Consider the following 1,481-nt stretch of genomic DNA (forward strand, 5'->3'; position numbering starts at 1 on the left):
TCCATCATCACAAGACAAAAATCACTCAGAGATATGCGACCCCAGCGTTAACAAATATTGGGGAACGGGGTCTTATTTTCATATGGACATGAAAAAAGAGTCTCCCCCGTCCGGCCTCTCTCCATTAATACGGACGGGGTAGGTTGAGACTCTTGTATTGTGTGTGGCCACACTGACGGCGCACTGCGTGTGTGTGTGTGCGTCGATGAGGCCGTTAAGGATTATGCTATTTCTTTCTTGAGCTGGTCGGTCCAGGCTTTTATCCTTTCGGATGTGAGTTCTTCCTTGTTTACATTGTCGAGCATAAGCCCTACGTAGATGCCATCCTGGAAAGCCTCTGTCGACTCAAAGTCGTAGCCGTCGGCGTTGAAGTAGCCTATGAATTTGGCTCCTGTAGGGAGAAGGCGGGTGTACAGTTCGCCGAGAGCGCCGCAGAAAGTGTCGCTCATTGATTCGTCGCCACAGCCGAACAGTGCAATCTCTTTGCCTGAGAGGTCGGTTGCCTCCAGACCGTCGACCATGTCATACCAGTCGTCCTGCAACTCTCCGGAGCCCCATGTGCTTGAGCCGAAAATCAGTACGTCGTACGGCTCGACGTCGGATGGGGCGGAATCCGCTACATTATGGATATCAGCGTTGTCGACACCCATGGCTTTGGCTATCTCTTCTGCAACCTCGGCTGTCATGCCGGTGCTTGATCCGTAGAATATACCTATTTTCTTCATCGTCATTAATATATAATTCTGATATTATAACACGAAGAATGGCAAAAAGTTCTCATTTGCGGCTGAGACGCCGGCGGGGTAAGATGCGGTTGAGCAACTGTCAGAAAGCCAGATGAAAAGCTACCCGTACGCCCCATCGCGGAGCATATGGATTGTTGCGATAGGAGAGACGCCACACGTAGTCGACACGGAATACACGAAATATATTGTCAAGGCCGGCGCTTATCTCCATATACGGTCGGTCGGTCATGGGGGTGGTGTTGACGTCGGCCGGGAACACGAACAGCTGCGGATTGTACATCGGATTGTTGCGCTTGCTCAGGTGTCCCCACAGTCCTTTGAAGTTGATTACCTCGCGCAGTTTCAGCCGGTCAAGCAGCGGAATGCGGTTGAATATAAGGCCGTTCATCCAATATGTGAAGTCGACCATGGCGTATGAGTCGTTGATGAATTCCAGCGGATTCATCAGCGCGAAACTTTCGGGCTGTATGGTGTATGACAGATTGGCGTTGGGGAGCATGAGGTTCATGTAGGGTGTGCGGCTCCATACGTGGCCGCCTTTTACCACGGCATCGATATATCCGAATGCCGAGAGCCACCATCGCTGTGAGTAGCGCAGTTCGGTGCGGTTGATGGCGAACATACTCCTGAGAAATCCTTTCGGGGCGAATGTGTGGGTCAGTTCGAATACCGGAGCGTCGAGATTGATCGGCATGCGGTTGGTTTTTCCCTGATAGAACTTTTCGCCCGGGGCAT

The 1,481-nt window shown here is 51.7% G+C and carries 2 protein-coding genes; both read right to left on the minus strand.

Going from position 1 to position 1,481, the window contains the following annotated elements:
- Positions 1-221 precede the first annotated feature (221 nt).
- Complete coding sequence (locus K2I50_RS03775) at positions 222-725, minus strand: flavodoxin (RefSeq protein ID WP_301024905.1); 504 nt, start codon at positions 723-725, stop codon at positions 222-224.
- A 100-nt stretch (positions 726-825) separates the two neighbouring features.
- A partial coding sequence (locus K2I50_RS03780; protein ID WP_301024906.1) for a DUF5686 family C-terminal domain-containing protein occupies positions 826-1,481 on the minus strand: 656 nt, incomplete at its 5' end.

This window comes from Muribaculum sp., from assembly GCF_029051885.1.
In the GTDB taxonomy this organism is placed as follows: Bacteria; Bacteroidota; Bacteroidia; order Bacteroidales; family Muribaculaceae; genus Muribaculum.